Here is a 25,391-nt window from a genome sequence, read left to right as displayed (position 1 = left end):
TGCCGCAGCGACATCTGGTGTCGCCGCGACCGCCGCTTTCGCCGAGTCCAGCACGGACTCCTCGACGACCTACACCTCCCCCCCGGGCACGGATACGACGTCGGAGCCGCCGTCCACCTCGGAGCCGCCGTCCACCTCGGAGCCGCCGTCCACCTCTGAGCCGCCGTCCACCTCTGAACCGCCGTCCACCTCTGAACCGCCCTCGACGTCGGAGCCGCCGTCCACCTCCGAGCCGCCGTCCACCTCCGAGCCGCCGTCAACCTCCGAGCCGCCATCGACGTCGGAGCCGCCCTCCACCTCGGAACCGCCCTCCACCTCGGAACCGCCGACCTATTCGTCACCGCCGACGACGTCGGAACCACCCACCACCAGCGATCCACCCACCACGACCACTCCGCCACCCACCACGACCACACCGCCACCCACCACGACGACGCGGCCGAACACCACGACGACGCGGCCGAACTCGACCACGACGTCTCGGCCGACGAGCACGACCGCGCCGAACACCAGCTCCAGTTCGGCGCTGCCCAACTGGACGGCGACCGAGACGCCCGAATGGCCGGGTCAAAGCTCGGATGACTCCAGTGACGGCGCCGGTGCGGTGGCGACGTCGACGACGCCGCCGGGTGAGGCCCCGGGTGTCGCCGAGAAGGTCGCCTCGATCACCAGCGGCCTCTTCGGCGCCAACGCCGACTGGGACCTGCTCAAGAAGACGTTCGTGGCGGTCGCTCTCGGTGGCCTGGGCTGGTTGGCGCTGGTTGTTATGCGCCCGCGTCGCCACTGACCGCGCCGAGGTCTGGCCGACTGCGGGCCTCGAGATAGATCGGAGTTCGCCCGGCGGCTAGGCCCTTAGCCTCGAATCCGTCGAGCGGTTTCCACTCTGGTCGCCGAACCTCGCCGACTGCGAAGCCCTGGCAGCCAGCAAATTGGGCCAGCACGTGGGCGGCATACACGGGGTGGTCGGTCGCCACGAGCAGCACCCCGCCGGGAACCAAGAGGCGCCGGATCGCCGCGAGCGTATGCCGTTGCACGAAGCGGCGCTTCTGGTGTCGCCGCTTAGGCCACGGGTCCGGAAAGAGCAGGTGCACCCGGCTGACGCTCGCCGGCGGCAGGCCGCCGAGCAGGTCGACCGCGTCGCCGACATAAACTCGAATGTTCCCCACCGCTGCATTTTCGGCAGCGGCCAGCATGCGTACGACGCCGGGCACATGCACCTCGGCGACGAGGACGTCCTCCTGCGGATGCGCGGCCGCATAGGCAATTGCCGCTGCGCCGTGGCCCGCCCCGATCTCCAGGACAAGGGCCGCCCGACGGTCGAATAGCGCCTGCGGGTCGATGGGTAGGTGGCCGACGCCATACCTCGGCAAGAGGCGCTCCATCCGCGAGCGGGTCAGGGCCGAGGTGCGATAGCGCGGGGTGTAGCTGCGGATTGGGCGCGGCGGGTGCCCCTCGCGCGCAGCGGATGCGGGCGGCATAGCGTCAAGGGAATCATCCCGCACCCTGCAGCCGCCCTGGGGTCCCGGCAAAACGAGCCGGGCCGGCGCACCTGGTGCACCGGCCCGGCCGTGGTCAGGCGGCCCCGATCAGTGCGGCGCCACCGTCGGCGAGCCTCCGCGCACGGTCTTGCCGACATCGGCTGCCGGGTCGTCGGCGACCTTGCCGGCCAGGGTCTGCAGGTTGGCCGAATCGATCCGCATGGTGCTCCAGTAGCCGGCAGCACTGTAGAACCCGATGCCCACCTGGCCCGCGGTGAACGAGTAGTCGTAACCGGACCAGACCTGGCGGCCGTTGATCGAGAATGTCATCCGGTTGCCGACCGCGGTGACCTTGAGCTTCTTCCAGATCAGGTCGTCGATGGCCGAGGAGTAGGTCCAGTCCTGGACGGGGTCATAGGACCCGTCGCCGTATTCCTTCCAGACCGAGAAGTAACCGTTGTTGGCAAACGAGAAGAAGTAGGCCGGACCCCAGTTGTCGTCGCCGTCCCGGTTGACGCGGCCACGGACGATGAGCGAGTTGTTGTAGTAGCCGCCGCCGTTGCCCTCGCGCTTGAAGGTGCTCTGGAAGACGAAGTTGCGGTAGGTGTTCACGTGCCGAACCGAGTTCCAGGCGTCCGGGCGACCCTCAGAACGCCAATACCGGCCGGCGTCGTGATACCAGGATCCGCTGACCACCGACCAGCCATTGTGGTTGTAGTTGAAGCTGCTGGACCAGCCTGCCGCCCGATCGGTGTCGGCGGCCTGAGCTCCGGTCGTGCTGATTGCTGCCGGTGCCGCCAGGAGGGCGAACGCCGCCACCGTCCCGGTGACCATCTTGCGTGCTTTCATCCCTGGATCTCCTTCCTCTCGGCCCATTTGGCCGTGCTCAAATCACACCAGGGACAATGCGACGGATACCAGCAGTTTTGGCAATTCGTCCACCTTTTGTCAATAACGCACCCAATCTTTCGGGGCACCATGCGGTCCCGGCACTCGGGCACGAGTGCCGGGACCACATGCGTTGGGCTGCAGACTACTTCGGCGATCGCAGGATCGTTCCACCAGGGACAGTCGCGCCGATTGGCGCGGACGGGTCGGGCGTGACTTTCGCGCGGCCGGGTAGGGTCTGCAGGCTCGACTGGTCAATCTGCAACTTCCCCCAGTAGCCGGACGCGGTGTAGAAGCCGACGCCCACCTTGCCGTAGGACAGGCGGTAGTCGTAGCCGGACCACAGGGAATAGCCGTTGATGGAGAACGACAGGTAGCCGTCGTTGGCCACTACCTTCATGTTCTTCCAGTACGCGTTCTCGACGACGCTGGAGTAAGTCCAGTCCTTGACCGCTGCGTCACCGCCGGAGGCGTCCATATACCAGACCGAGAAATAGCCGGTGTTGGTGAATTGGAAGTAGTAGCCGGGCAGCCAGCGGTAGTCGTAGCGCAGATTCCCGGGGTTTGCTCGGACGATCAGAGCGTTCGCCCAGGTGCCACCGCCATTGCCGTCGCGTTTGACCTTGGCCTGGTAGACGAAGTTCTCCCAGACACCGGTGTGCTTGGTCGAGAGGAAGTAGCCGGGCTGGCCGTCGGCCCGCCATTTGCCTGCCGAGCGATACCAGCTCCCGCGGACGCTGCTCCAGCCCCTGGAGTTGGAGTTGAAACTGCTCGACCAGCCGGCCGCCTTGTCGGTGTCGACGGCGTGCGCACCGCCCGCGGTCGCGAGCATCGGCGCTCCCGCCAGCGCGATTGCCGCCGCCGCACCCGTGATGAATTTCCTGCGCTGCATGATCTCCCCTTCCGGAGTCCTGTCCGGTGCCCTTCCACACCGGGCCACGCAGCCAGCACACCAGGAGGGCGTCCATTTGTCCCGGGAATGGGAAAATTGACCCGCGCGACAGGCTCCTGGTCAGTACGTGACCGACCCTTTCAGCCGGTCTTGCGGGTCATAGTGCTGCTTGACCGTGCGCAGGCGGGCCAGGTTGGGCCCGAAGTACTTGCCCACCGGACGGCCCGGCTCGACGTAGTTGATGAATGCGCCCGCACTGAGGGAGCCCAACCGGGTGTGCGCGTAGCCGATCCAGCCGCGAGCGGCGTTGTAGGCCGCCGTGTTGTTGGTCGGCAATGGGCAGAACCACTGGATCAGCGCGGCGTGGCTGCGGTAGGGGAAGGCCGTGGCAGTGGCGCTGGGGTCTTGGATCGCGCCGGTGAGCGGCCCGATCAGGGACTGGAAGCCGACCCGGCGCGAGATGCCCTCGGACGCAATCGCGGTGATCGCCTGCGCGACCGACGACGTCATGGTCTTGATGACATCGCTCCCGGCGGTGAAGTCGCGTCGCGGTGGCGTGGGGTCGCCGTTGGCGATCTCCAAGACGGTGTTCATGTAGGTGTCTTCGGTGGTGCTCCGTTTGATGGACGGCACACCCACGAGGGCGTGCAGCTCGTCGCACTGGGAATCCTGCGCCCCCGGGGCGGTGACGCCGTGCACCAACACCATAAAGCCGCTCTTGTCCGGCTTGCTGTTGATCGCGACATTGGCCTTGGTCGAGCGTGGGCAGCTGGCGAAGAACTCGGCCCAGGCGAGCAGGACATCCTCGGCGGCCGAGGCCGGGTAGCTCAGTGAGAATTGGCCCAGCCGGGTCGTCGGGTGCGTCTCATAGACCAGGTCGGTCACGACGGCTCCTTGCGCCCCGCCACCACCGCGCAGGCTCCAGAACAGGTCGGCGTTTTGGCTCGCGGAGGCGGTCACGAGGGAGCCGTCGACGAGGACACAGGTCGCCGAGACGAGTCGGTCGCTGGTCGTGCCATGCCCGCGTGACTCCGGGCCGAGGCCACCGCCCAGGGTCAGGCCGGCCGCCCCGACCGTCGGACACGTCCCGGTCGGGATGGTCCGCTTGCCCTTGTTCAGCGCGACGTGGGCGTTGTAGAGGCCGGTCCCGGCGCCGATCGTTGCCTGGGTCTTGCTGGCGTTGAGCGTGACCGACTTCAGGCCGCGCACATCAAGCGCCATGACGGCATTTCCGGACGAGCTGCCGATATAGCAGTGGCCGCCCGATCGCGGCGCGACGATCAGGTCATTGCTGTCGGCGAACTGCATGGCTTTCACGACGTCGTTGCGGTTGAGCGGGCGAACCACCGCGAGCGGGCTCAGCGAGTCCCAGCGCGGGTTGTAAAGCTGCTTGGCGGTGGCGAAGTTGCTGCTGCTGGGCAACACGACGCTGCCCGCCATTTGGGCGTCCAGCGCTCGCCAGGCAGATGCCGGCGGACCGGCGGGGCGGACGCCCGCGATGGCGGTCGGTGCCGCCCAGGCCAAGGTGGTGGAACCGATCCCGCCGGTCAGAAGAAGCCGTCGATCGAGGGTGCTCATGCTGGCAAGCTACTCGACGCAACCACAGCGCGCCAGGAATTCGGGACGCCCCCGAAAAGCTGTCAACAAACTGGCCAGTTTGGTCGCGGTGCGCTCACTCCCGCCAGATGAGCAGCACGGCCCGGTCGTCGCCCAGGCCACCTTGGGCATCACCCACGAGGGTGCTCGCAACGCCCGGGAAACCGGCCCCGCCCATGTGCTCGATGGTCCCAAGCATCCAGTCGATGCCGTCGGCGAGCTGATTGGTGCGGCTCTCGATGACGCCGTCGGTGTAAAGCAACAGCGCGTCGCCGGGCGCGAGTTCGCGGATCGTTTGGGGGAATTCCATGTCCGCCATGACACCGAGCACCGGACCGGGACGTGAAAGGACCGCCTCCCAGCGCCCGGTCTCGGCCTTGTAATGAATGGCGGGTGGATGCCCTGCCGAGCCGATCACAAAGCGGCCGGTGCGCAGGTCAAGGGCCACATGAACGGCGGTCGCGAAACCCTCGCGCCACCGCTCCCTGACGAGAAAGGAGTTGGCGGCCGCAAGGAAACGATCGCTGGCGACCTGGCCGAGCAGGCCACTCAACGCGCTGGACAACATCAACGACCGGGTGCCTGCGCGGGATCCCTGGCCGCTCACATCGACGAGCACGACCTCGATCTCGTGGCCGTCCCGTCCCGGGGAGCAGAGCAAGAAGTCGCCGGAGAACGAATCGCCATAGGCGCCCGCAATCTGGCACTCGGCGCGCCAGCCTTCCGGCAGCGGCGGCAGCTGGGCGAGCGCGCGTTGGCGCGCCCGCAAATCGGCGAGCATCCGATCGCCGCTGAACCCGCTCAACCCCAAGGCAGCGCGCGAGGAGGACAGGAGGTACATCACGGCCATACCGAAGCTGACCACCAAGAAGGAGACGAGCGCCTGGCCGCGGGTCGCGGCATCGACGAGAGTGCCGACGGTCAAGAAGCACCAGACATAACCGAAACTGACCAAGAGCGGCCCGGGGGGCAAGAACAGCCCGGCAAGCAGCACGCACGGAACAAAGACGCTGCGTGGGAAGTGGTCGGGGAAGCTCAGATAGCCCGCGCCGGCGACCGTGACCGCGAGCAGGACAAGATACAGCCGCGCCCGCACCGATAACCCGGCGCCGAGGAAGCGGCGCCATTCGTGCCGCCACCGCGCCCCTTGCTGCCGCACTCGGGCAGCATCGGCCATCCCCGACACGACCACATCAGTCCGCGGGCAGATCGGGCAAGGTGCCGTCCGACTCATAAGCGCTCAACAGGCCGATCCGGCGAGCGTGCCGGGCCTCGTCGGAAAAGGCCGTCTCCAGAAACGTCGCGACCATCGACTTGGCCTGGGCGATGGTATTCATCCGGGCCCCAATCGAGATGACCTGCGCGTTGTTGTGTTGCCGGGCAAGGCTGACCAGCTCGTCGTTGTAGCACAGCGCCGCTCGGATGCCAGCCACCTTGTTGGCGGCGATTTGCTCACCATTGCCGGATCCGCCGAGCACGATGCCCAGCGACCCGGGGTCAGCGGCCACGGCCTCAGCGGCGCGCAAGACGAAGACGGGGTAGTCGTCCTCAGCGTCATACCGGAAGGGCCCGTGGTTGACCACCTCGTGCCCCTCGGCTTCGAGGAAAACGATCAACTCGCCGTGCATCTCGTATGCCGCGTGGTCGCCGCCGATGTGAACGCGCATGTCATGCCTCCTGGGTGAAGATCGGCTCGCGGTTGCGCGACCGTTTCAGCTCGAAGAAGCCGTCGGTGCCGGCGACCAGGACGCAGCCATCCCATAGTTGGCCGGCGGCGTCGCCCTGCGGGGCCGGGGAGACGACCGGGCCGAAGAAGGCGACCCCCTCGACGGCGATGACCGGCGTGCCGACGTCGTCACCGACGAGGTCGATCGCCCGCTGATGCGAGGCCCGCAGGGCCTCGTCATGGTCGGTGACCGTCGCTGCCGCGGCCAGATCGGGGGGCAATCCGACCTCGGCCAGGGCGGCCTCGATCACCGCCGGATAGTCCTGGTTGCCCTCGTGATGGATGCGGGTGCCCATCGCGTCATAGAGCGGCTTGATCACCGCTTCCCCATGCGTGGTCGTGGCGGCGATGATGACCCGGACCGGGCCCCACGCACGAGCCATCTTGGCGCGGTAGTCCGGATCGAGTCCGTCGCGACCCTCGTTGAGGACCGACAGGCTCATCACCGACCAGGTGACATCGACGGGCCGCACCTGCTCAACGGCCATCAACCACCGGGAGGTCATCCAGGCCCAGGGACAGATGGGGTCGAACCACATCTCGGCTCGAGCGCGAGTGTCGGCTGCCACGGCGGAGGACATGGGCCAATTCTGCCATCATCTCCACCACCCGAAAGCCGCGTGGCAGGATGGGTTGGCCGGTTCATCCGGCCAGCGAGCGTCAGCTGCGGGGCAATGGAATCAAGGAGTGGAATCAGGTGCCAGGGACCAATTTGACCCGCGCGGACACGGCTGCCCGCGCCGACGTCCTTGCGGTCGCTTCCTACGCTATCGACCTCGATCTGACGTCGGTCGGGCCCACCTTCACCAGCGTGTCCACAGTGCGATTTTCCTGTTCCGCGCCCGGCACGGAGACCTTCATCGACCTGATCGCTCCGTCGGTGACGGCCATCACGCTGAACGGAACGGCCGTGGACCCGGCGACCCACTTCACCGGCGCGCGGGTGCGGCTTCCCGGCCTGGCCACGGAAAACGAGGTGCGGATCGAAGCCGAATGCGCCTACATGAATACCGGGGAGGGCCTGCACCGTTTCGTCGACCCCGTGGACAACGAAACCTACCTCTATACCCAGTTCGAGGTTCCGGACAGCAGGCGAGTTTTTGCCGTCTTCGAGCAACCCGACCTCAAGGCCGAGTTCACGTTCACCATCACGGGCCCGTCTCACTGGCAGGTCATCTCCTGCACGCCCACTCCGGTGCCCGAACCCGCCTCCGCGGACGCCTCGGTGTGGCGCTTCCCCCCGACGCCGAGGATCTCCAGCTATGTCACCGCGCTCGTGGCCGGGCCGTATGACGTGGTCCGTGACGAGGTGAGCACCCGTGCTGGTGTCATCCCGTTGGGCGTCTTCTGCCGCCGCTCGCTAACGCCCTATCTCGACGCCGACGAAATACTGACCTGCACCAAGGCAGGGTTCGCATTCTTCGAGGAGATGTTCGACTGCCCCTACCCATTTGCCAAATACGATCAGCTGTTCACACCCGAATACAACATGGGCGCGATGGAGAACGTCGGCTGCGTGACGGTCAACGAGAAGTACGTCTTCCGCGGCAAGGTTCCGGACGCCCTGGTCGAGCGGCGCAGCCTGATCGTCCTGCACGAACTCGCGCACATGTGGTTCGGCAATCTGGTCACGATGAAGTGGTGGGACGACCTGTGGCTCAACGAGTCGTTCGCCGAGTGGGCCTCGACCACCTGCCAGACGGACGCGACGCCGTGGACGTCCGCGTGGACAACCTTCTGCACCCATGAGAAGGCCTGGGCCTATCGCCAGGATCAGCTCAGCTCGACCCATCCAGTCGTAGCCCCGATCAACGATCTCCACGACGTCGAAGTCAACTTTGACGGCATCACGTACGCCAAGGGCGCCTCGGTGTTGAAACAGCTCGTCGCTTATGTTGGCCAGGACGCATTCGTTGCCGGCCTGCGCACCTATTTCGCCAAGTACGCGTGGGGAAACACCACCTTCCCCGACCTGCTTTCCGAGCTGACGCTCGCCTCGGGCCGAGACCTGAGTTCGTGGGCGCGCATGTGGCTCGAGACTTCCGGCGTCAACACTCTGCGTCCGGTCATCGAGTCCGACGACCGCGGCTTGATCGCCACCGCGGCGATCGAGCAAACCTGCGCCTTGGGCGACGACCAGCTGCGACCCCACCGGCTGCGCATCGGTCTTTTCGACCTCGACGAGGACCACTTCGTTCGATCCGAGAAGTTCGAGGTCGACGTCGACGGGGCCCTCACGCAGTTGCCGCAACTGATCGGAAAGGCGCGACCCGCCCTGATCCTCGCCAACGACGACGACCTCGCCTACGCCAAGATCCGCCTCGACCCCATCTCCCTCGGCAGCGCCCTGGCCCACCCGCGCGGATTCACCGACACCCTGCCGCACTCCCTGGTCCTCGCCTCGGTGTGGGATATGACCCGCGACGCGGAGATGGCGGCGAGTGACTACGTCACCTACGCGCTCAGTGCGCTTGCCGAAGAAGACGACTCGGCGCTGCTACGCACGTTGCTCGCGCAGCTGCACACCTGTGTGACGTTCTACCTCGCCCAGCCTCGCCGGCCGCAGGTGCGCCAGATCGTGCTCGCTCGGCTGCGCGAGCTGGCCGAGACCGCGCCGCCGGGCAGCGACGCGCAGCTGCAGCTGATCACCGGCTACGCGAGCCTGCTCCAGGCAGGCGACGACACGGCATACGTCAGCGAGTTGTTGAGTGGCGCGGTAAGCCTGCCCGGTCTGGGCGTCGACACCGACATGCGCTGGACGCTCCTGACCGCCTTGGCGGCCGCAGGGGTGGCCGCGCAGGACGCCATCGACGCCGAGGTCGCGCGTGACAATACCGCTACGGGCCGGGAGCGGGCCGCCCTCGCGCTGGCTAGTCGGCCAACCGCCGCGGCCAAGGCCGCCGCGTGGGCCGAAGGCGTCGACAACCCGGACACGCCGAACTCGGTGATCCTGGCGCTGGCCACCGGCTTCACCCGGGTCGGTGACCCCGCGCTCCTGGCACCGTATGTCGGCAAGTTCCACGACGCGATCATGGATGTCTGGGACACCAGGACACACGCGATCGCCGGTGAGATCAACGGCTTCTACCCCGCACCCCTGGCCGACCAGCCCTTGCTCGATGCCACCAACGGCTGGTTGAACTCCCACCCCGACGCCCCGCCCGCGTTGCGGCGCGTCGTTTCGGAGAACCGGGACGCGGTTGCCCGGGCGCTGCGGGTTCAGGCTCGGGACGCCGCCGCACTGTGAGCCGCGCCGAGACCTGGGAGTGGTTCCAGGGCGTCCCGATCCGGATCCTCGCGACGATCCTGCTGGCGGTGGCCCTGCGGTGGCTGCTCCATCGGGTCATCCGCCGCGCGGTCGATCTGGCGATCTCCCGGGGCGACGCCGACCGCAACCGGGCCGAGCGGGTCCTGGCCCATGCCACCGGCTGGTCCCGGGAGCGGCACCGGCAACGCCTCGCCACGCTCGGCACCCTGCTGCGCAGCACGGTCACGCTCGTTGTGTCCCTGATCGCTGGACTGACCGTCATGTCGCTGCTGGACATTCCGCTCGCCCCGCTGCTCGCCTCCGCGGGCGTCGGCGGCGTCGCTCTCGGCTTCGGCGCGCAGAGCCTGGTCAAGGACTTCCTCTCCGGGATATTCATGATCATGGAAGACCAATACGGCGTCGGGGATGTCATCGATACCGGTGAGGCGATCGGGACGGTCGTCGATGTCACCTTGCGGGTGACCACCGTGCGCGATGCCAATGGCGTCACCTGGTATGTCCGCAACGGTGAGATCCTGCGGATCGGCAACAAGAGCCAGGGCTGGGCCACCGCCTATGTCGACCTGCCGATTGCCTACGACGCCGATGTGGACGACGCGCTGCGTGTCCTGGCCGAGAGTGCCACGGCATTCGCCGCCGATCCGCAGTGGTCCGCCCAGCTCGTTGAACCCCCACAGGTGCTGGGTGTGGAGTCCATCCTCGGGGCAACCCTGACGCTGCGGATTCTCGTCAAGTGCACGGCCGGAGCCGAATTCGACATCCAGCGCGAGCTGCGCCGGCGGGCCAAGGATGCGCTTGACCTCGCCGGCATCCCCGGCCCCCGCCTCGCCTTTCCTCCGGACCAGGGAGCAACCCCATGACGAGCACCTTCTACGACGAGATCGGCGGACACGACACCTTCGTCCGGCTCGTCGACGCCTTCTATGCCGGGGTCGCCGAGGATCCGGCGCTGCGCGCGCTCTATCCGGAGGAGGATCTCGGGCCGGCGGCGGTTCGGCTACGGATGTTCCTCGAGCAATATTGGGGTGGCCCGACGACCTATTCGGAGCAGCGCGGACACCCGCGGCTGCGGATGCGTCATCTGCCGTATGCCGTCACGCCCGGCCAGCGCGACCGCTGGCTGACCCACATGCTCGCCGCCGTGGATGGGCTCGGCCTCGATGCCGCCCACGATGCCGTCTTGCGCGACTACCTCACCCGCGCCGCGCACTCCCTGGTGAACTCCCTCGACGCGGGCAGCTGACCGGGCGCGACCGCGGCGCCTTACACCGGCAGATTCCGCGCGGCGAAGACGTCTCGCAGGACATCGATCCGGTCCGAGATGATCCCGTCGACGCCGATATCGAGCAACCGGCCCATCTCGGCAGGGTCGTCGATCGTCCAGGCGAACACCTGCTTGCCGAGTGCGTGCGCTCGGCGCACGAGTCGCGGCGTCACGAGCGTGATCGTGGCGCCGCGCACGTCGTGCTGCACCGGGATCTGCAGCACCGGCGCAGCCGACCGCAGCAGCCGCGAGAGGGTGAGCGGCGCCAGGCGAAGACCGGCCACCCCCGGCGCCCCGGTGGCCGTCGCCAAGGTCGGCCCCAGCTCCTTGCGGATGGCGGCCAGACGCTTGCCCGAGAAGGCGGCGATACAGACCCGCGGGATGGCCCGGTGGCGACGGATCACCGTGACGAGCGGCTCGATCGCGAGGTCGGACTTGCAGTCGATGTTGAACCTCGTGTCCGGGAACTCCTCCAGCACGTCGTCGAGCAGCGGAATCGTGTCGTCGGCGACGGTGCGGGCCCGTTGGATCTGCTCGTAGGTGTGCTCGCGCAGCAGGCCGCGCCCGTCGGTGACCCGCTCCAGCCGATCGTCGTGGAAAGTGACAAGCTCGCCGTCCGAGGTTGCCCTCACATCGGTCTCGATGTATCGGTAGCCCATGTCCACCGCTTTGCGGAAGGCGGCAATCGTGTTCTCCCGACCCATGTTTGGGCGGAAATAGGCGCCACCGCGGTGGGCGAGGCCCACCGGTCCGGTGAGGTCAAAGAAGGGGAAGTCGCTCGCGCGCACGGCTAGCCCACTGTCAACCACGCGGCCGTGTCGCCCGGGAGCGTCGTGCCCGCCACGGCATCCGAAGAGACGAGGACGGACCCGACCGCAGGCAGCTCGACCGGTTCGTGGCCAAGGTTGAGGACGATCAGGGTGGGGTGAGCCCCGTCCTTGCCCGAGTTGAGATAGGCCACCACGTGCTCGCCGAGACCGTCGACCTCGGCAAGTGAACCCAAACCCAACTGACGCTCGCGCCGCAGCCGCAATAGCGTCCGATAGAGCTCCAACGTCGAGCCGGCAGCGCCCTGTTGGACGTCGACGGCGAGCTTCGCGAACTCAGCCGGTTGCGGCAACCAGGTCGCCTCGGTGGGACCAAAACCGAGGCCCGGTGCGTCATGGACCCACGGCAGCGGCACCCGGCAACCATCTCGGCCGATCTCGCGCTTGTCGGTCCGCAGGAACACGGGATCCTCGCGCAGCTCGTCGGGCACGTCGGTGACCTCGGGCAACCCCAGTTCTTCGCCTTGATAGAGGTATGCCGCGCCGGCCAGGCCCAGCATGAGCACGGTCGCGGCGCGGGCTCGCCGTCGGCCGAGGACGACGTCGGGCTGCGTGTCGTCGGAGCCGATGCCATTGGGCCGTCCCTCGCCGATCGGCAACCCCAGGCGGCTCACCGAGCGGACGACGTCGTGGTTGTTGAGCACCCACGTGGTCGGTGCTCCCACAAAATCGCACATCGACCACGATTTCTTGACGACCTCACGCAAATCCGCTGCGCGCCAAGGGCATTCCAAAAAGTCAAAGTTGAACGCCTGGTGGAATTCGTCCCGCCGGATATAGCGCACAGCCCGCTCCGGCGGGTCGACCCAGCCCTCCGCACAGATGATCCGATCGGGCTCGCCGTAGCCGTCCAGCCGGGCTCGCCAGGCGGAGTAGATCTCGTGGACGCCGTCCTGATCCCACATGGGCGCCGCATTGGTCGGTTGCTTGTCGTCGGGGCCGAGGAGTTCCTGCGGGCCATCCCAGTCCGGTAGCGCCGGGTTCTTGACAAGGCCGTGTGCGACGTCCACCCGGAAGCCGGCGACGCCACGGCGGATCCAGAAGTCGATGATGTCGAGAAACTCGGCACGGACCTGCGGGTGCTGCCAGTTCAGGTCGGGTTGCTTGACGTCGAATAGGTGGAGATACCACTGTCCCGGTGTTCCGTCCGGCTCGGTCACCCTGGTCCACCCACGACCGCCGAAGACCGACAGCCAATTGTTCGGTGGCAGCTCGCCCCCGGCACCCAAGCCGTCGCGGAAGAGGTAGCGCTCCCGCTCCGGGCAGCCTGGGCCCCCGGCGAGGGCCGCCTGAAACCAGGGATGCTCGTCGGAGGTGTGGTTTGGCACGAGATCGATGATGACCTTCAGCCCCAAAGCGGTTGCGTCCGCGAGCAGTCCCTCGAAGTCGGCGAGGGACCCGAACAGCGGGTCGACGGCGCGGTAGTCGGCGACGTCATATCCGCCGTCGGCTTGGGGAGAGAGATAGAACGGCGAGAACCACACGGCGTCCACGCCGAGTTCGACGAGATAGGGCAATTTGGCGCGTGCGCCCGGGAGGTCGCCGATGCCGTTGCCCGTGGAGTCGGCGAACGAGCGCGGGTAGATCTGATAGGTCACCGCCTGCCGCCACCACGCATCCTCCGCCGGATCGTGCCGGTGCACGACGGTGCCCGGAAGGGACGTCGCGTCGAGCGTGGCAAGCACGGGGAGGGACAGGGTCATGAGGACCTATCCCACCACACCGAAGGTGATCGCACCCGCTTCGCCGCACGCGGTTCGCGGCCCACGGGTTCACGCGCCCGTCACGAGCTCTTCGAGCCGGTCGACGACCGCGGCGCCACCGGCCAGGTGCCAGCGGAAGCCGCGGTGGTGGACGACCCGCACCCGCCCGCCAACCGCCCGGACCAGGGCGGTCCCCGGATACCAATCCCAGTCCGCGGTCGAATGCTGCAGGAAGGCTCCCAGCCGGCCGGACGCGACCCCAGCCAGGTCGCACGAGCCGGAGCCAAGCACCCGGACGGTTGCCGGTTCGCTACAGGCGGCGAGCCACGGCTGCAGCACATCGGGGTCGGCGATCCGGGTCGGGTGCAGATAGGTCGCCAGCGAGACGTCGGTGAGCGGCTGGTCCGGGAGCGGCGCGAGTCGGTCACCGTTGAGCCAGGCGTCACCGCTGCCGTCCCCGCCGACTCGGCCCAGCCACGTCTCCCCCGTCGTCTCCTGTCGGACCGCGCCGATCACCGATTCATCGTTGCCGCGCAGGGCGATCGCGCTACACCAGTTGGTCAGGCCCGAGGCGAAGTTGTAGGTTCCGTCGATCGGGTCAATGATCCAGGTCCGCCCGGAGGTGGACTCACGCGCCGCTCCTTCCTCGCCCAGCTGCCCGTCCGCTGGGCGCAGCAGGGTCAGCGCCGCGGCGATGTCTTCCTCGGCAGCGGTGTCGGCAGCGGTGACAAAATCGGAGATCGATGTCTTGCGGTTGCGTTCGAGCCGTCCGCGGCGCAGCACGGTCCCGATCTCGGCGCCGCGGCGGACGAGCTGCTCGGCGAGAACCAGGTCGTCGTCCACCCCGGGCAAGGCGGCGAGTGCCTCCAGCCACTCGGCAGAGGTCGGCAGGGCCGGTGGCTGGATGGACATGTTCTCGACCTTAATCGCTGCCGGCTGACCGGGTCGGCCGCGGGCCAGGCAATGGCCCGCCTGGGTCGTCAGGCGCCACCACGCTCCCGCCTGCAGCAGCCATGCTTGCTCGTCGCCGCGGACAAACCCCAGCCCGTATGCCGCGAACGCGAGCCCTGCGGGGGCGCTCAGCCCCTCGCTCAGCGGCTGAGACCAGACCCGCGCCCGGTGGGCCTCCACCGAAGCCGCCAGGCCGCTGCCGGCGCCCGCCACCTCGGCGATGCCCGCGGTTGCCGCGGCGATCACGGCGCTGCCGTCGAGGGTCGTCACCGGCGTCCAGCCGGCCCGCGGCGGGGAGATTCCCGCCCATGACACGAACGCCGACACCGGCGGGATCACCAGCCTGGGCCGGTCGGTGTCGGCCGCGGCACGGGCGAGGCGGTCGAGGACGGCGGCCACCGGAACCGTGACGTCGACATCGGCGGGCTCGGCGAGGGCGAGGACGCGCAGTCCGAGCACGGCCCCGCTCCCGGTGAGGCCGCGACCAGGAAGGACCCCGCCGTAGACGGCGAGCACGTGCCCGTCGGCGTGCAACCGCACGGCCGCGTCGGCGTCGAGGTGGCGGATCCGGGCGGCATACGTGTGCAGGTCCGCGCAGGTCTCTTCATCGGCAAGGATGATCTCGCTCATCGTGGCCGCCACCGGAAGGCAACCGGCTCGCCAGCCAGGTCCTGCAGCCGGGCCCGCTCGTGGGCCGAGAGTCGGCGGGGACGGGCCGCCTCCAGGTCGTAGGCGACGAGCGTGGACTCCGCGCGGGCATACAACTGCTCCCCCACCTCGGCCGGGTCGCGGACCTCGTAGGCCAGGTCGAAACTCGCCGCGGTGACGCGGGTCGGCCAGATGTCCACCCGCACCGGCGCATGGCGGAAGGTCAGCGCCGCGAGGTATTCGATCTCATGGCGGCTGACGATGAGGCCGGCCTTGAGCAGGCGATCACCCTCACCGAGCCAGTCCGCGACAGCGACGATGCGGGCGTCTTCGAGCAGGCGCAGATACTGGACGTTGTTGACGTGGCCGTAGGCGTCCATGTCGCTCCACCGCAGGGCGACGTCGACGCTGTGAGGGGTGTGACTCATAGTCCCCTATTTGACCTCATAGGCTGGCGACATGACGCAGGCCGAGGAATCCGTGCATGGGCTGTTGCGCCTGCTCGACCTCGACGAGGTGGGCGTGGCCCGGCTTGCGGTCTCCGGCACGAGCGAGGACGCCGACGGCCCGAGTGAGCGCGGGATGCGCGTCTTTTCCGGTGAGAGCCAGCGCACGCCGCACGAGCGAGTCTTCGGCGGGCAGGTGCTGGCGCAGTGCGTGATGGCGGCCGGACGCACGGTCGCCGAGGTCGCCCCCGCCCGTCGAATCCACAGTCTGCACGCCTACTTCGTGCGACCGGGTGACTCCGCGCTGCCGATCCGCTTCGCCGTCGAGGACCTTCGCGACGGCAGTTCCTTCTCCGTTCGCCGAGTTCACGCGCTGCAACACGGCAAGGCGATCTTGTCGATGACCACCTCCTTCCAAGAGCCCGCCGACGGGCTGGCTCATCAGGACCCGATGCCGGACGTCCCGGCCCCGGAGCAGCTACCGCCCCTGGCGGAGGCCTATGGCAGCCTCGAAGGCCCCAAGGCGCTGGCTCGGCGCCGCCGCCTGATCGACCTGCGACACGTCGAGGGCCATCTCTTCGGCCCGCCGCCCGCCGTCGCTGCCGCGAGTCAGCATGTGTGGCTGCGAGCCGTCACGGCGCTCCCCGACGACGACCTGATCAATGCGGCGGTCTTGGCGTTCGCCTCGGACTACACGCTCCTGGAGGTGGTGCTGCGACGGCACCGGCTCGGTTGGGACGATCCCCGGCTGCGCGTCGCCAGCCTCGACCACGCGATGTGGTTCCACCGGCCGGCGCGCATGGACGATTGGTTGCTGTATGCCGAACACTCCCCCTCCGCTTCGGGCGGGCGCGGATTGGGTCGCGGGCAGATGTTTGCCCGGGACGGGGCGCTCGTCGCGAGCGTCGCTCAGGAGGGAATGGTCCGCGTCAAGGGCGAGTGAGCCGAGCCGCGCGGCGGGGTCAGGCCCCGGTCGGCGGGGCCACGCAGTAGCACGACGCTCCTGGCTTCCGCGCGCAGGATCGAACTCGCTCGGCGCATCCGCTTGCTCACCGAGGTCGCGGCCGTATCGATCTCCACAACCCAGGAAGCGCCGAATTCCTTGCGCGGCAGGGCGAAGTCGAGCGCTTCGAAGTGTCCATTGAAGATCATCAAGAAGCTGTCCCCGCGGATGCGCTGGCCGCGACGGTCGGGCTCGGGGATCGCTTGGCCGTTGAGGAAGACCATCAGCGAGCGGGCATACCCATTGCGCCAGTCCTGCTCGCTCATTTCGTGGCCGGCAGGGGTGAACCAGCAAATGTCGTGCACCGTGCTCTCACCGCCGTGGTCGGCGCTCCCGGCAAAGAACCGGCGCCTCCGGAAGACCGGGTTCTCCCGTCGCACCTGGACCAGGCGCCGGGTGAAGTCGAGCAAGTCGGACTGGTGATCGGTCAGCTCCCAATTGATCCAGGTGATCGGGTTGTCCTGACAATATGCGTTGTTGTTGCCCCGTTGGGTGCGGCCGATCTCGTCACCGTGCGCGATCATCGGGACACCTTGGGACAGCAGGAGAGTCGTCAGGAGGTTCTTGTGCTGACGCGACCGCAAGGCGATGATCCCGGCGTCCTCGGTGGGACCCTCGACGCCGCAGTTCCACGACCGGTTGTGGCTCTCGCCGTCGCGGTTGTGCTCCCCGTTGGCGTCATTGTGCTTCTCGTTGTAGGAGACCAGATCGTTCATCGTGAACCCGTCATGGGCGACGACGAAGTTGATCGAAGCGATCGGCTTGCGCCCGGAGTGTTCGTAAAGGTCGGAGCTGCCGGTCAGGCGGGAGGCGAACTCCCCGATCGTGGAGGCCTCGCCGCGCCAGAAGTCACGCACGGTGTCACGGAACTTGCCGTTCCATTCGGTCCACAGCGGTGGGAAGTTGCCGACCTGATAGCCGCCCTCGCCGATGTCCCACGGCTCGGCGATCAGCTTGACCTGGCTGACGATCGGGTCCTGCTGGACCAGGTCAAAAAAGGCAGAGAGCCGATCGACCTCGTGGAACTGCCGGGCCAGCGTCGCCGCTAGGTCGAAGCGGAATCCGTCGACGTGCATTTCGGTGACCCAATAGCGCAACGAGTCCATGATCAGTTGCAGCACATGGGGGTTGCGCATCAGCAGGGAGTTTCCGGTGCCAGTTGTGTCGTAGTAGTGCGACAGATTGCTCGTGACGAGCCGATAATAGGCGCTGTTGTCGATGCCGCGGAAAGCCAGCGTGGGACCGAGGTGGTTGCCCTCGGCGGTGTGGTTGTAGACGACGTCGAGGATAACCTCGATGTCGGCCTCGTGCAGCGCCTTGACCATCGCCTTGAACTCCAACACCTGCTCACCGCGGGTGCCGTAGGCGGCATAGCCGTTGTGGGGGGCGAAGAAGCCGATCGTGTTGTATCCCCAGTAGTTGGTCAGGCCGCGATCGAGCAGGTGGAAGTCGTGCACGAACTGATGCACGGGCATCAGCTCGACAGCGGTCACGCCGAGCTCGACGAGGTGTTCGATGATCGCGGGGTGGGCCATCCCGGCATACGTGCCGCGCAGTTCCTCCGGGACATCGGGGTGCAGTTTGGTCAGGCCCTTGACGTGCGCCTCATAGATGACGCTCTCGTGATACTCGTGCCGGGGAGCGCGGTCTTGATCCCAGTCGAAGAAGGGGTTGACGATGACCGACAGCAGCGTGTGGCCGAGGCTGTCGAGGCCGTTTCGCTCCCCGGTCGTGCCGCGGTTGGCGTCGGTCATCGGGTAGCTGAACAGCGACGGATCCCCCTCCATCACCCCGTCGATGGCGCGCGCATAGGGGTCCAACAGGAGCTTTTCGGGGTCGCAGCGGTGGCCGTTGGCGGGGTCATAGGGTCCGTGGACCCGGAAGCCATAGCGCTGGCCTGGCTGCAGCCCGGGCAGATAGGCATGCCAGACGAACCCATCGACCTCGGGCAAGACGATTCGGCGTTCGCTGCCGTCGTCGTGGATCAGACACAGTTCGACGGCCGATGCCACCTCGGAGAACACCGCGAAGTTGACGCCGGAGCCGTCGTAGGTCGCGCCCAAGGGATAGGGCCGACCCGGCCAGACATCCATTCGGTCCCCTCGCTAAGGTGGCAAGCAGCGTGCCCAAACCTAACCCACACCCGGCAGGAGAGAACAACCGTGAGCAATACCAAGGTCGCCGTCGTCACCGGAGCCGCCCGTGGAATCGGGGCAGCTACCGCCCGTCGACTCGCCGCGGATGGGAATGCCGTGGCAGTTGTTGACCTGGACGAATCCTCCTGCGCAGCAACTGTGTCCGCGATCGAAGACGCGGGCGGCCGGGCGCTGGCCGTGGGAGCGGACGTCGGCGATGGCGCCCAGGTCGAGACCGCAATCGCCCGAGTGGCCGAGGAACTCGGCGCGCCGGTCATCCTGATCAACAACGCCGGCATCATCCGCGACAACCTCATCTTCAAGATGACCGAAGCCGACTGGGACGCCGTCATGGCCGTTCACCTGCGTGGCGCCTTCCTGATGACCAAGGCCTGCCAGGCGTTCATGACCAAGGAGAAGTTCGGCCGGATCGTCAATCTCTCCTCCTCCTCGGCCCAGGGCAACCGCGGCCAGGCCAACTACTCCGCCGCCAAGGCCGGCCTGCAGGGGTTCACCAAGACCCTGGCGATCGAGTTGGGCAAGTTCGGCGTCACCGCGAACGCGGTCGCACCTGGGTTCATCCAAACCGAGATGACGGCCGCGACCGCCGAGCGCATGGGGATCAGCATGGCGGACTTCATCGCGCACTCGGCCGCCCAGATCCCGGTCGCGCGTGTCGGACAGCCCGACGACATCGCCGCGACCATCTCGTTCCTGTGCAGCGAGGAGGCCGGCTACGTCTCCGGCCAGGTCATCTACGTCGCCGGCGGTCCCCTCGATTAGCCCTCCCGGCGCGCCGCGAGGAACTTCTGCTAGCAAACGTTCCTCGCGCCTCAATACCTTGCTGCGTATCGGGAGGTCGACCAACCTGCGCTAGGTCGGGCCTGCCTCGCCGGACACCACTCGTCCACAGCCCGCCGGATCCAGGCGCGGACGTTGTCCACAGGCGGTTTCGTTCGCCTCCCACCGCACGGTGCGCCAGGGCACGCTGTGCGCATGGAGATCCACGATCTGGCCGTGCACGGAGTGATTGCGACTCGCGATGCCACGGCGCTGGGCTTGAGCCCGTCCGACATCGTTCGACTGTGTCGTCAGTGCACCCTGCGCCGCATGATCCGCGGGTGGTATGCCGTCTGCCCGCCGGGCGTGGACCCCCCACCGTGGGAGGGACGAACTCCATGGGAGACCCAGTGCAATTGCCATACCTTGCTGATCTCCGCCCTGGTGCGCTCCTTTGAGGGTCGCGTCATCGCGAGCCACCACAGCTCGCTCCTGCTCAACGGCGGACGGCTCCACGGCGTCGACTTCGCCACGGCGCATGTCGCCCGGATGGCCACCGTGTTCAGCCGCCACCGAGACCAAGCGGTGATCCATCCAAAGCTCGTTTCTGCCGACTTCCCTCCGGTGACCTCGCCGTCGGGGCTGATCACCGTGCATCCGCTGTTAGCCGCCATCCAGGTGGGGCTCATCGAGCACGCTGACCGGGCGCCCGACCCGGTGGTGAGTCTCGTCGCCGTCGACGGGCTCCTCCATGACGGGATCGTCACGACCGAGGCCGTGAACGTCGCGCTCGCCCTCTTCCGCAACCATCCGGGCATCCACCGGGTCAAAACCGTTCTCCAGCACCGCAATGGCGACCACGAATCCGTGGCCGAGACCCTGCTCGCCCTGAGCCTGCGAGCCCTCGGCTACAGCTTTCGAGCCCAGGTGCCGCACACAGTGAACGGCGTCATCCGCAAAGTGGACTTCGAACTCATCGATGAGCAGGTCGCGATCGAGTTCGATGGCCTGGAGAAGTATGGCGGGATGGACCGCGCGCCCAACCCCGCGGCGGTGCGGCTGCAACTGTCGCGCGAGAAGACCCGGGAGGACGGCATCCGGGCCCAGGGGTAGTATGCCTTTGCCCGGATCGTCTGGTCCGACCTGTTCAACCCGCACGTCGTCCGCTTCAAGGTCGAACAAGCCCGCGACCTCGCCCGCGCCATGGCCAGCGCACGCCGGCGGGCGACCTAGGGCCCTCCACTTCCCACTCAGCGCAAGTTAGTCAAGGTCTCACCGAGCAGCAAGCTATTGGTGAGCAAGGAAGGTCTGCTAGACCCTATGGGGGTTGGCGAGTGTTCCGGGTGTTCGGTCTCGGCAAGGTTCCATTCGCCGGCGCGGGTGATTGTCTGCCATCGCTTGTCGGTGTCAACGTCGTTCATGCTCGCTGCGCTGCGCGTGCTCCACGTTGACTCCTCTGGCGCGTTGGCAGGTTTGGCCCGGGTCCGGTGAGTGGATGATCTTGTGGGGGTTGTGGCCGGAGCCTCGCGTATGCCACAACTCGGGGATCACCTGGCCAGAAGGGCTGGCTGGTGGCCGATGGATAGGAGGCTCCGGTGTTTACCGAGCGTACAAGTCTTGGGTTGGATGTCCACGCCCGGTCGGTGCGGGCGGCCGCGATCGACACGAGGACCGGTGAGGTGATCGAGCGGGTGGTCTGGCCGCGGACCGTGGATGTGGTCGGGTTCGTCACGGATCTGACGCGGCAGCATGGTCCGGTGCTGGTGACCTATGAGGCGGGCCCGACCGGGTATGGCCTGGCGCGGGGGTTGCTAGCCGCTGGTCACCGCACGCAGGTGGCGGCTCCGTCGAAGTTGTTGCGTCCGAGCGGGGAGCGGGTTAAGACCGACCGGCGGGATGCGATGTTGTTGGCGCGGTTGGCCCGCAATGACGACATCGTCGCGGTGACCATCCCGACGCCGGCGCAGGAATCGGCCCGGGATCTGGTCCGGGCCCGCGAGGATGTCCGGGCGGCGTTGATGAGCGCCCGCCACCAGCTGTCGAAGTTGTTGCTGCGGCACGGCTATGTCTACCTGCAGGGCAAGGCCTGGACCGGTGGCCATGACCGGTGGCTGCGCCGGATCGGCACGCACGAGCTGGGGGCTGACGGCGTGGGGACACGGGCCGCGTTCGATGATGGCTACACCGCGGTCACCCAGCTCCTGGCCCGCCGCGACCGGCTCGATGAGCAGATCCTGGCGTTGGCCGCGGACAGCGAGTACACCGCGATCACCCGACGGTTGGGGTGCCTGCGGGGGATCTCGACACTGACGGGGTTCGCGTTAGCGGTGGAGATCGGGGACTGGCACCGGTTGACCGGGTCCTCGATCGGCTCCTACCTCGGGCTGGTGCCGTCCGAGTCGTCCTCCGGCGCCAGCCGGGTCCAAGGAGGGATCACCAAGACCGGCAACAGCCACGCCCGGCGGCTGCTGATCGAGGCCGCCTGGCACCACAAGAAGGCCTACACCCCCGGGAAAACCATGCAGCAACGGTGGGCGCTGGCACCGGCCGTGGCCGCTGAACGCGGTGACGCCGGCAACCGGCGGCTGCACCGGTCCTGGCAGCGGATGACCGCACACAAGAAACGGCACACCGTCGCCAACACCGCCATCGCCCGCGAACTGGCCGGCTGGTGCTGGTCTTTGGCCACCATGGACACCTAACCGCACACCACGCCTCGTTCACGGAACACCCCTGGTGTCCGGGCAGCAGCGCGAGGAGAGAACCAGCGAACCTGCTATGAGTAACCCCGAGCCTTGCCGGGGCGACGCTCGACCCTAGACCAGCCGAGACTCTCCAGCCGAAACCAGGGCCCTGCGGTAACCAACCCGCGTATATCAGACTGACCGCGCGTCGATTGACACGCTGTCTCCCGGCCACCACTTTCCGATGAACGACGAAGCGGGGTCCCCTCCGGCCAGAGAGGACCCCGCTTCACCCTGCCACTTGACAAACGGGCCCTACATATCAGCAGAAGTTCCTCGGCGGGAAGGGGCAACTCCTCGGCGGCCGTTAGATGCCGCAGGCGAGCGTGACGCCGCCGTCGACGACGAGGGTCTGGCCGGTGATCCAACCGGCTGCGGGCGAGAGCAGGAAGGCGACGGCGCCGGCGATGTCCTCGGGGACGCCCAGCCGCTTGAGCGGATAGGGGGCGGTGACCTGCTCCTCCTTGCCGGCATACAGCGCCTCGGCGAAGGCGGTTTTGACAACGGCCGGGGCGACCGCGTTGACCCGGATCGACGGGCCGAGCTGGTAGGCCAGCTCGCGGGTGAGGCCGATCAACGCGGCCTTGCTCACGCCATACATCCCGATGACCCCGGTGGCGCCCAGGCCGGCGACCGAGGCGACGTTGACGATCGCGCCGGGTCGCTCGCGCCCCAGGCCGGCCGCGACCGCCTGCTGGGTCCACGACAGCGCGGCCAGCACATTGGTCTCCATGATCTTGCGGGCCGCGTCGATGGGGGTGTCGATGATCGGGCCATAGACCGGGTTGATCCCGGTGTTGTTGACCAGCAGATCGACGTGCCCGTATGCCGCGTGCGCCGCCTCCAGGGCGGCCTCTTGGTGCTCGGGGTCGGCGGCGTTCCCGGAGACCGCGAGTGCAAAGTCCGGTCCGCCGAGCTGGGCGACCGCGGCGTCCAGCGCCTCCGGCTTGCGCGCCGTGATCACGACGCGCGCGCCATCGGCAACCAACCGCTCGGCGATCCCGAGCCCGATGCCTCGCGAGGCGCCGGTGACGATCGCCACCGAGCCGTCGAGGGATCCGGTCACAGGCCGAGGTCCCGGCCGATGAGTTCCTTCATGATCTCGTTGGAGCCGGCCCAGATCTTGTGCACTCGGGCGTCCCGCCACGCACGGGCGACGCGGTATTCGTTCATGAACCCATAGCCGCCGTGCAGCTGCACGCACTCATCGAGGACCTGGCACTGGATGTGCGAGGACCACCACTTCGCCTTGGCCGCGTCGACCGGGGAGAGTTTGTGCTCCGCGTGCGCCGCGACGCAGTCGTCGATATAGGCCTCGCTGACCTCGACCATCGTCACCAGTTCGGCGATCTTGAACTTGTTGTGCTGGAAGGTCCCGATCGGCTGCCCGAACGCCTTGCGCTGCTTGGTGTACTCGATCGTCTCCAGGAGAATCTGCTTGGCGTTGCCGATGTTGCCGGCGGCGGCGCCGATGCGCTCCTGGGGCAGGTGCTTCATCATCTCGATGAAGCCCATGCCCTCGGGACCGAGCAGGTTCTCGGCCGGAACCCGGACGTTGTCGAAGAACAGTTCGGAGGTGTCGGACTCGGGCTGGCCGACCTTGTCGAGCTTGTTGCCCTTGGTGAACCCGGGCATGTCGGCCTCGAGGACGAACAGCGAGATGCCCTTGGCCCCCTTGGCCGGATCGGTCCGGGCGGCAATGATCGCCAGGTCGCACTGGTGGCCGTTGGTGATGAAGGTCTTGGACCCGTTGACGATCCAGTTGTCGCCTTCGCGCACGGCCGTCGTCTTCAGCGCCGCCAGGTCGGAGCCACCGGAGGGCTCGGTCATCCCGATCGCGATGATCTTCTCGCCGGAGGCGATCGGCGGCAGCCACCGCTGCTTCTGCTCCTCGGTGCCCAGGTGGACGATATAGGGCGCGCAGATGTCACCGTGGATGCCGAAGCACGACGCCGCGGCGGCGGTGAAGCCGGCGATCTCCTCGGCGAAGACGGCGTTGAACCGGTAGTCGTCGATCCCGGCCCCGCCATACTCCTCCGGGATGTCGAGTCCGAGGAAGCCCTGCTTGCCCGCCTCGAGCCAGATGTCGCGGGCGATGACCTTGTCTTTGATCATTTCCTCGGCACGTGGCTTGAGCGTGCGCTCAACGAACTCACGACACGACTCGCGGAAGGCCTCGTGGTCCGGGCCATAGATGTTGCGGGGCATGACAACGCTCCTTGTTGAAGGTGACCAGGCAGCCGACAGCGGGGTGTCTAAGCGCTTGCTTAGTTTAATCGACGGGCCCAGCCACCGTCACCGGCCCAGGTGCGGCATATTTGTCGTATGAGCGAGGCGCCCCGGTCCGCAGGCCGCGTGCGCACCTATGACGTGCCCGCGATCCCCCTCACCGAGGGAGTGACCGGCACCGCCCTGCGCCTCCTGGAAGCCGCTGCAGATGCGTTCTCGGACAGGGGTTTCCACGGCACGACAACACGTGACATCGCCGGTCGTGCGGGCCTGTCCCCCGCCGGGGTCTATGTCCACTTTGCCTCCAAGGAGGAGCTGCTCTTCGCGCTCTGTGAAAGGGGACACACGGCCGCTCGCGACATGCTGGTCGAGGCGGTGCAGACGGCCTCGGGCCCCACCCAAGCGGTGCTGTCCATCGTGTCGAACTTCTCCCGTTGGCACGCCGAGCAGTTCCGCGTGGGCCGGATCGTGCAGTACGAGTTCGGGCACCTGACGCACGAGCACCAGGAAGTCGTCATGGGCTTGCGCAAGGAGATCAACGCGGTCGTGCACGATGTGCTGACCCGGGGGGTGGCGGCGGGCGAGTTCGACGTGCCCGACGTGCCCTCGACCGTGCTCGCGCTGTTGTCCTTGTGCGTCGACGTCGCCCGCTGGTACCAGCCAGGCATCCGGCGCCGCCCGGAGGAGATTGGCGCAACCAACGCGGCGCTCGCGTTGCGGCTCGTGGGTGGCCGCTGACCCGGCTGGCCCGGCGGCCATGGGGTGATCGCCCCATCGACAGGTGCGGCATACCTGCCTAGCGTGGATCCCAGG

General features: G+C 67.6%; 25 protein-coding genes. 9 read left to right on the top strand and 16 right to left on the bottom strand.

The window, feature by feature from the left end:
- Positions 1–69: 69 nt before the first annotated feature.
- Positions 70–315 (bottom strand): hypothetical protein, encoded by a 246-nt coding sequence (locus tag V9G19_RS17505; RefSeq protein WP_462286703.1) that lies wholly within the window; start codon positions 313–315, stop codon positions 70–72.
- A 15-nt stretch (positions 316–330) separates the two neighbouring features.
- Positions 331–534, bottom strand: coding sequence for a hypothetical protein (locus tag V9G19_RS17500; protein WP_462286702.1), 204 nt, complete (start codon positions 532–534; stop codon positions 331–333).
- Positions 535–604: 70 nt separating this feature from the next.
- On the opposite strand from V9G19_RS17500, the gene V9G19_RS17495 reads away from it, so the two are divergent.
- A complete protein-coding gene (locus V9G19_RS17495) occupies positions 605–787 on the top strand; it encodes a hypothetical protein (RefSeq protein WP_462286701.1) in 183 nt (60 codons plus the stop codon).
- On the opposite strand, the gene trmB is transcribed toward V9G19_RS17495, so the two are convergent.
- The 7 genes from trmB to V9G19_RS17460 all read right to left on the bottom strand — a co-directional run bounded on the left by trmB (position 765) and on the right by V9G19_RS17460 (position 7,161).
- Positions 765–1,478 (bottom strand): tRNA (guanine(46)-N(7))-methyltransferase TrmB, encoded by a 714-nt coding sequence (gene trmB, locus V9G19_RS17490; RefSeq protein ID WP_462286700.1) that lies wholly within the window; start codon positions 1,476–1,478, stop codon positions 765–767. The genes V9G19_RS17495 and trmB overlap by 23 nt on opposite strands.
- 108 nt (positions 1,479–1,586) lie before the next feature.
- Complete coding sequence (locus V9G19_RS17485) at positions 1,587–2,327, bottom strand: hypothetical protein (RefSeq protein WP_462286699.1); 741 nt, start codon at positions 2,325–2,327, stop codon at positions 1,587–1,589.
- 184 nt (positions 2,328–2,511) lie between these two features.
- Complete coding sequence (locus tag V9G19_RS17480; RefSeq protein WP_462286698.1) at positions 2,512–3,258, bottom strand: hypothetical protein; 747 nt, start codon at positions 3,256–3,258, stop codon at positions 2,512–2,514.
- Between the two features lie 120 nt (positions 3,259–3,378).
- Entirely contained in the window at positions 3,379–4,836 is a 1,458-nt protein-coding gene (locus V9G19_RS17475; RefSeq protein WP_462286697.1) for an FAD-binding oxidoreductase, read from the bottom strand.
- Positions 4,837–4,930: 94 nt separating this feature from the next.
- On the bottom strand, positions 4,931–6,013 hold the full coding sequence (locus V9G19_RS17470; RefSeq protein WP_462286696.1) for a PP2C family protein-serine/threonine phosphatase: 1,083 nt from the start codon (positions 6,011–6,013) through the stop codon (positions 4,931–4,933).
- Between the two features lie 34 nt (positions 6,014–6,047).
- A complete protein-coding gene (locus tag V9G19_RS17465; protein WP_462286695.1) occupies positions 6,048–6,521 on the bottom strand; it encodes a ribose-5-phosphate isomerase in 474 nt (157 codons plus the stop codon).
- A 1-nt stretch (position 6,522) separates the two neighbouring features.
- Positions 6,523–7,161, bottom strand: coding sequence for a mycothiol-dependent nitroreductase Rv2466c family protein (locus V9G19_RS17460; RefSeq protein WP_462286694.1), 639 nt, complete (start codon positions 7,159–7,161; stop codon positions 6,523–6,525).
- Between the two features lie 116 nt (positions 7,162–7,277).
- Here V9G19_RS17460 and pepN point away from each other — a divergent pair, with 116 nt between their 5' ends.
- From pepN to V9G19_RS17445, 3 genes are read left to right on the top strand one after another with little or no spacing between them, the layout of a single operon-like run.
- Entirely contained in the window at positions 7,278–9,827 is a 2,550-nt protein-coding gene (gene pepN / locus V9G19_RS17455) for an aminopeptidase N (RefSeq protein WP_462286693.1), read from the top strand.
- On the top strand, positions 9,824–10,708 hold the full coding sequence (locus V9G19_RS17450; protein WP_462286692.1) for a mechanosensitive ion channel family protein: 885 nt from the start codon (positions 9,824–9,826) through the stop codon (positions 10,706–10,708). The genes pepN and V9G19_RS17450 overlap by 4 nt, the downstream gene beginning before the upstream one ends.
- A complete protein-coding gene (locus tag V9G19_RS17445) occupies positions 10,705–11,091 on the top strand; it encodes a globin (protein ID WP_462286691.1) in 387 nt (128 codons plus the stop codon). Before V9G19_RS17450 ends, V9G19_RS17445 begins: the two co-directional genes overlap by 4 nt.
- Before the next feature lie 20 nt (positions 11,092–11,111).
- On the opposite strand, the gene V9G19_RS17440 is transcribed toward V9G19_RS17445, so the two are convergent.
- From V9G19_RS17440 to V9G19_RS17425, 4 genes are all read right to left on the bottom strand, one after another.
- A complete protein-coding gene (locus V9G19_RS17440; protein ID WP_462286690.1) occupies positions 11,112–11,900 on the bottom strand; it encodes a glycerophosphodiester phosphodiesterase in 789 nt (262 codons plus the stop codon).
- 2 nt (positions 11,901–11,902) lie between these two features.
- Positions 11,903–13,642, bottom strand: coding sequence for a glycoside hydrolase family 13 protein (locus V9G19_RS17435; RefSeq protein ID WP_462286689.1), 1,740 nt, complete (start codon positions 13,640–13,642; stop codon positions 11,903–11,905).
- Positions 13,643–13,711: 69 nt separating this feature from the next.
- Positions 13,712–15,223: an inositol monophosphatase family protein gene (locus V9G19_RS17430; RefSeq protein ID WP_462286688.1), complete on the bottom strand. Its 1,512-nt coding sequence runs from the start codon at positions 15,221–15,223 to the stop codon at positions 13,712–13,714.
- The gene (locus V9G19_RS17425; protein WP_462286687.1) at positions 15,220–15,669 is read right to left on the bottom strand and encodes an acyl-CoA thioesterase; all 450 of its coding nucleotides are present in this window, start codon (positions 15,667–15,669) and stop codon (positions 15,220–15,222) included. Before V9G19_RS17425 ends, V9G19_RS17430 begins: the two co-directional genes overlap by 4 nt.
- 31 nt (positions 15,670–15,700) lie before the next feature.
- On the opposite strand from V9G19_RS17425, the gene V9G19_RS17420 reads away from it, so the two are divergent.
- Positions 15,701–16,630, top strand: coding sequence for an acyl-CoA thioesterase (locus V9G19_RS17420; RefSeq protein WP_462286686.1), 930 nt, complete (start codon positions 15,701–15,703; stop codon positions 16,628–16,630).
- Here V9G19_RS17420 and glgX read toward each other — a convergent pair.
- Positions 16,597–18,783 carry a glycogen debranching protein GlgX gene (glgX, locus tag V9G19_RS17415; protein WP_462286685.1) on the bottom strand — a complete coding sequence of 729 codons (2,187 nt, stop codon included), beginning with the start codon at positions 18,781–18,783 and terminating at the stop codon, positions 16,597–16,599. The genes V9G19_RS17420 and glgX overlap by 34 nt on opposite strands.
- A 69-nt stretch (positions 18,784–18,852) precedes the next feature.
- Here glgX and V9G19_RS17410 point away from each other — a divergent pair, with 69 nt between their 5' ends.
- The 3 genes from V9G19_RS17410 to V9G19_RS17400 all read left to right on the top strand — a co-directional run bounded on the left by V9G19_RS17410 (position 18,853) and on the right by V9G19_RS17400 (position 22,307).
- A complete protein-coding gene (locus V9G19_RS17410; RefSeq protein WP_462286684.1) occupies positions 18,853–19,608 on the top strand; it encodes an SDR family oxidoreductase in 756 nt (251 codons plus the stop codon).
- A 213-nt stretch (positions 19,609–19,821) separates the two neighbouring features.
- Entirely contained in the window at positions 19,822–20,718 is an 897-nt protein-coding gene (locus V9G19_RS17405) for a hypothetical protein (protein ID WP_462286683.1), read from the top strand.
- Between the two features lie 482 nt (positions 20,719–21,200).
- A complete protein-coding gene (locus V9G19_RS17400; protein WP_462284535.1) occupies positions 21,201–22,307 on the top strand; it encodes an IS110 family RNA-guided transposase in 1,107 nt (368 codons plus the stop codon).
- A 349-nt stretch (positions 22,308–22,656) separates the two neighbouring features.
- Here V9G19_RS17400 and V9G19_RS17395 read toward each other — a convergent pair whose 3' ends face one another.
- Both V9G19_RS17395 and V9G19_RS17390 read right to left on the bottom strand, forming a co-directional pair.
- Positions 22,657–23,415, bottom strand: coding sequence for an SDR family oxidoreductase (locus V9G19_RS17395; protein WP_462286682.1), 759 nt, complete (start codon positions 23,413–23,415; stop codon positions 22,657–22,659).
- Entirely contained in the window at positions 23,412–24,557 is a 1,146-nt protein-coding gene (locus V9G19_RS17390) for an acyl-CoA dehydrogenase family protein (protein ID WP_462286681.1), read from the bottom strand. The genes V9G19_RS17395 and V9G19_RS17390 overlap by 4 nt, the downstream gene beginning before the upstream one ends.
- A 117-nt stretch (positions 24,558–24,674) precedes the next feature.
- Here V9G19_RS17390 and V9G19_RS17385 point away from each other — a divergent pair, with 117 nt between their 5' ends.
- Positions 24,675–25,316 carry a TetR family transcriptional regulator gene (locus tag V9G19_RS17385; RefSeq protein WP_462286680.1) on the top strand — a complete coding sequence of 214 codons (642 nt, stop codon included), beginning with the start codon at positions 24,675–24,677 and terminating at the stop codon, positions 25,314–25,316.
- Positions 25,317–25,391: the final 75 nt, after the last annotated feature.

Source organism: Nostocoides sp. (genome assembly GCF_037045025.1).
GTDB lineage: Bacteria > Actinomycetota > Actinomycetes > Actinomycetales > Dermatophilaceae > Nostocoides_A.
Note: the sequence above shows the minus strand (reverse complement) of the source record. Positions and strands in the feature narration are given on the sequence as shown.